Source organism: Protofrankia sp. CiP1_Cm_nod3, from assembly GCF_982290655.1.
Window position 1 is genome coordinate 4208 of sequence record NZ_CEVIVD010000182.1, and the last position, 4237, is coordinate 8444.

General features: G+C 69.2%; 6 protein-coding genes. 5 read left to right on the plus strand and 1 reads right to left on the minus strand.

The genetic code is table 11. The annotated features are described in order from the left end of the window. Positions 1-540 precede the first annotated feature (540 nt). The 5 genes from AC5LUJ_RS21895 to AC5LUJ_RS21915 all read left to right on the plus strand — a co-directional run bounded on the left by AC5LUJ_RS21895 (position 541) and on the right by AC5LUJ_RS21915 (position 3550). Positions 541-759, plus strand: coding sequence for a type II toxin-antitoxin system HicB family antitoxin (locus AC5LUJ_RS21895; protein WP_250280796.1), 219 nt, complete (start codon positions 541-543; stop codon positions 757-759). After that, positions 759-977: a type II toxin-antitoxin system HicA family toxin gene (locus AC5LUJ_RS21900; RefSeq protein WP_250280794.1), complete on the plus strand. Its 219-nt coding sequence runs from the start codon at positions 759-761 to the stop codon at positions 975-977. Before AC5LUJ_RS21895 ends, AC5LUJ_RS21900 begins: the two co-directional genes overlap by 1 nt. Positions 978-1264: 287 nt before the next feature. Beyond that, positions 1265-1627 carry a PadR family transcriptional regulator gene (locus AC5LUJ_RS21905; protein WP_250280792.1) on the plus strand — a complete coding sequence of 121 codons (363 nt, stop codon included), beginning with the start codon at positions 1265-1267 and terminating at the stop codon, positions 1625-1627. A gap of 1 nt (position 1628) precedes the next feature. Then, a complete protein-coding gene (locus AC5LUJ_RS21910) occupies positions 1629-2219 on the plus strand; it encodes a hypothetical protein (protein ID WP_250280791.1) in 591 nt (196 codons plus the stop codon). A gap of 68 nt (positions 2220-2287) precedes the next feature. Continuing rightward, positions 2288-3550 (plus strand): serine hydrolase domain-containing protein, encoded by a 1263-nt coding sequence (locus tag AC5LUJ_RS21915; RefSeq protein WP_250291750.1) that lies wholly within the window; start codon positions 2288-2290, stop codon positions 3548-3550. 247 nt (positions 3551-3797) lie between these two features. Here AC5LUJ_RS21915 and AC5LUJ_RS21920 read toward each other — a convergent pair. Next, a partial coding sequence (locus AC5LUJ_RS21920) for an LppP/LprE family lipoprotein (RefSeq protein ID WP_493465643.1) occupies positions 3798-4237 on the minus strand: 440 nt, incomplete at its 5' end.

The window sequence follows — 4237 nt, forward strand, 5'->3', positions numbered from 1 at the left end:
ACCACCCGTCGTGCCGTGCAACAACAAGGGTGCATCTGCACGACGGGTGTCGGGCGTTCCGCGAGCCTCGATGTCGCGCAACGGATCAGCTTTCCAGACCGGGTCGACCGCGTTGTGCCCCGGAAGACCTGCTGTGATCAGTCAGCTGCCCGCCCCGTCCCGCCTCTCGTCGAGCACCGACGGAACCTGCGTGAACGGCGCGGCTGAACGCAGGCGAGCCGCTTCCGCCGGTCAGGTTCAGGTGCCGGCCGGCGCCCACCTGACGAAACGTCGATCAGCAGGACCCGTCATCTCGAAGGTGAGACCACCGAGCTCGTTGCGCCAGACCGGACACACATGATTGCCGGCGGCCATCGCCGCGACCGCGCCGGGCGTCGGCGCTTCGTCATCCCGGGGCGAACCGGCAACCATTTGATCACAGTAGCCAGCCCTCAACCGGGCCATCCGGGACGCCGCGGCGGTGGTGCCGGGTTCCTGGCGGGCTTCACGGACCGTGGCGAGCGTTCCGTGCCAGGACAGCGCCCGCGATATCGTGGGCGTATGGCGGCGTCACGCACGACTACGGTCACCGTCCCGATCGTCATCGAGCGTGACGAGGACGGCGTGTGGTGCGCGCATGCCCAGCTGCGTCCAGGTGTGGGCGCCCATGGCGAGGGCGCGACCGAGCAGGAGGCATTGGACGACCTCCGCGAGGCGCTCGTCGGCCTGATCGAGGAGTTCGGGGTTCCTCGGGAGCTGTCCGTCACCGTGGCGGCCTGATGCCTCCGGTTCCCTCCGTCCGAGGCATCCGTGTCGTCCACGCGCTGGAGCGCCACGGCTTCAAGGTGGCGCGAGTCAACGGCAGCCACCACATCATGCGTCACCCGGACGGGCGTGGAACGACGGTCCCGGTACACAGCGACCGCGACCTGGCCAAGGGCACCTTGCGGGGCATCCTGAGCGACATCGGCCTGACGATCGACGAACTCGCCCCGTAGCAGCCGCGCCCGACGACGGGGGCGTGTGGTGGACGATCAGGAGCGTCGGCATCGACGCCATGCTATTGGCCCGGTCACGGCTATTGGCCCGGTCACGCACCAGTCGTCCTCGTGCTGGAGCGAGACGCTCCCCGGCTTGGCTCGTGTCCGGTGGAGCCGCGGCATCTGTTCTCCGGTGTTCTCCGGCGCGCCGCCGGCGGCATGCGGTCCGGTGTCCGGTCTTCCATGCCCTATCTCGCTTATACCTACTACTTGACAATGCCAGGTACTCGGCTTAGCTTTCATCTATGACGCCGACGCATGATCCCCAGCTCCTCAAGGGCGTCCTGTCGTTGCTGCTGCTACGGCTGCTCGCCGAGCGTGAGTCCTACGGCTACGAAGTCGTCCAGCGACTGCGGGAGCTCGGGTTGACGGACATCAGCGAGGGCAGCGTGTACCCGGCGCTGGCACGCCTGGAACGCGAGGGCCGGGTGGAGGCGCGCCTGGTCGCCTCCCGGTCCGGCCCGGCCCGCAAGTACTACCGGTCGACCGCGGCCGGGACCCAGGCTCTGGCGGAAGGCACCGCAAGCTGGCTGTCACTGGCCGAGGTGGTCCACCCCGTGCTTGTCCGGCGCCTTCCCGACCCGCCCACCTCAACGGAGGACACCTGACATGGCCACCTCGCGGAGCACTCTCGACCGGCTGCGTATCGAACGCGCCGTGTGGACGATGAACGCCCGGCTGCAGGACCTGCCGCGTAGATCCCGGATCATCCGGCGTCGGGAACTGCGCGACAACCTGCGGGCCGCGGCCGAGGACGTCGGCGCCCGGCAGGCCGTGCGCCAGCTCGGTGATCTGCGCATCCTCGCGGCCGGCTACCTCGCCGCCGAGTACGGCGAGCTGTCCCGGCGGCCGTCCTGGACCGCCGCGGCCGTCACCGTTCTCGGCGTCGACGTCCTCATGACGCTGCTCGAGCACGCCGGAAGGACCGCCTTCGACGCCGGGATCACCACGATCGCCCCGCATGCCACCGGCACCTTCCGCTGGACCGGGGTCCCCTATCTGATCAGCGACGAGACATTCACCTATCTCGACGGAACGCATACATCCGTCGGGGGAGCCTGGACCCCGCTGGTCTACGTGCTCATGTTCGCCGGGGCTTTCGTCACCGGACGGATGTGGCGGCTGATATCCGCCTGGCAGCGGCAGCGCCGCCAGGCCCCACTGGCCGTCGAAGAGGAAAGAAGTGGCGGCCGGGCATGACATCGCGGCCCGGCGCTGGAGCCAGGCGGATCCGGCCTGTCATACCGGCGAAACCGTTGGAGATCGCAATGACATGGCATGCATTCCGCGAATTTGTAACCGACACGTGGCGCCGCTCACCGGACGTGCGCGGCCCGCACCGGGCACATCGGCTGAAGTCTTCTGGCACGGTCCTCCCGGTCGTTGCGTTCCTCGCGACCGTCGTTCTGCTCTCGCCCCTGCTGGCGGGGGCGGCACCAGCCCTGGCCGGCACGGCAGCGCATCCCGCCCCCGAGCCGGACACGTCGAGGATCGACCCCGAGCTGCGCACGCTGCTGAGCGACGGCATCGCCGCCGGCGTCCCTGGCGCGGTGGTCCGAGTGCAGGACCACCGTGGGATCCGCCAGGCCGCCGCGGGGGTCGCCGATCTGGCCACCGGTGCGCCGTTGCGGCCGCAGGCCCGGGTACGGGTGGGCAGCATCACGAAGACGTTCGTAGCCACAGTGGTACTCCAGCTTGTCGGGGAGGGACGCCTCACCCTTGACCGTCCCGTGGAACGCTGGTTACCAGGCCTGCTGCGGAACGGAAACAAGATCACTGTTCGACAGCTGCTCAACCACACCAGCGGCCTGTTCGACTACACAGCCGACCCCAGCCTGGTGGCGGGCATCGTCCGGAATCGGGTCTTCGCCCCGACGGAACTCGTAGCCATCGCCGAAACCCATCCGGGTGCGTTCGCATCCGGTACCGCCTGGGAGTACTCCAACACCAACTACATCGTCGCCGGCCTGCTCGTCGAATCGATCACTCACCACCCGCTGGGCGAGGAACTCCAACGACGGATCTTCAAGCCACTGGGCCTGGCCGACACATCATTCCCCGCCACCACCGGGGAGCTACCCGGCTACTACGCCCACGGATACGTCCCGGCCGACCTCGTTCCCACGGCCGACGGCAGGCCGTTCGACGTGACCGGGCTCAATCCCTCGCACGCCTGGGCGGCCGGTGCCATCGTCTCCAGCGCCAAGGACGTGTCCCACTTCTACCGGTCCCTGATGGGCGGCGAGTTGCTCCGTGCCCGGATGCTCCAGGAGATGAAGACCACCACGGTAGAGAATCCCGCCGACCCGGACTTCCGTTACGGCCTCGGGATCGAACGGGTCCAGGACCGCTGCGGAGCGAACTGGGGCCACAGCGGCGCCATTTTCGGATACCAGACCATGGCGTTCTGGAACGAGGACACCACCCGTACGGTCGTCCTGGCCAGCACCATCCACCCCGCCCCCGCGGCCGCCGAGGCCGCGCTCGCAACGGCAGCCGACCACGCTCTGTGCGGGATACCTCGTTCCTGACACCACCGGCCGATGGGATATCTCGCCGTTTGGGAAACGGGATTCCAGGTTTCCCGCGCTGTTGGGACCTTCTGGGCATACGCGGACCCGGTAGGAGCGACGCAGGGACCCGAGGGCCTCGCGCCCGGCACACCGCGTGCCGGCCGGGGCTCTTAGCCATCTCCGGAGCCCGTATCCGCCACCGACGGCCCGGCCGGCTGCGGACGCCCGGTCACGGTAGGGCCGCCAGGCCGGAACATGATCCGGGTCAGCGGCGGCTGCCGTTGGCGGCGGGGTCGCTCGGGGGGATCGTCGCGGGGTCCACGTTCAGCTTCGTTCCGTCCCAGCGGAACGTCACGTCGGCCGTTCCGGCGGTCGGGCAGCATGTCTGGTCCGCGGGTTTGTACAGGGCGTAGCGCAGCACGACGACGGTGTCCCGGGCCGTGGCGACGCGGATGCCGGCGCTCGGGTCGGTGAAGTCCTTGCCGATCATCTCGGTGCCGACGAAGAAGAACCCGAACTGCTGGGGGACGGCCGGGGAGTCCGCCTTCCTGCCGATCAGGACGTTGAGGGCCCGTCCCCGCACGAAGCCGGAGCGGTCGGTCACGGTGAAACCGCGCTCGTTGAGCATGTTCGAGGCCTCGGCAAGGGTGAGCTGCCCGGCCGTCGCGTCCGCCGTCGGCGTGCCGGTGCGCGAGACCAGGGGGG

Bases quoted from the DNA above. Each gene is read 5' to 3' on its own strand.
- AC5LUJ_RS21895 (WP_250280796.1), top strand. From the start codon at position 541: ATGGCGGCGTCACGCACGACTACGGTCACCGTCCCGATCGTCATCGAG.
- AC5LUJ_RS21900 (WP_250280794.1), top strand. From the start codon at position 759: ATGCCTCCGGTTCCCTCCGTCCGAGGCATCCGTGTCGTCCACGCGCTG.
- AC5LUJ_RS21905 (WP_250280792.1), top strand. From the start codon at position 1,265: ATGACGCCGACGCATGATCCCCAGCTCCTCAAGGGCGTCCTGTCGTTG.
- AC5LUJ_RS21910 (WP_250280791.1), top strand. From the start codon at position 1,629: ATGGCCACCTCGCGGAGCACTCTCGACCGGCTGCGTATCGAACGCGCC.
- AC5LUJ_RS21915 (WP_250291750.1), top strand. From the start codon at position 2,288: ATGACATGGCATGCATTCCGCGAATTTGTAACCGACACGTGGCGCCGC.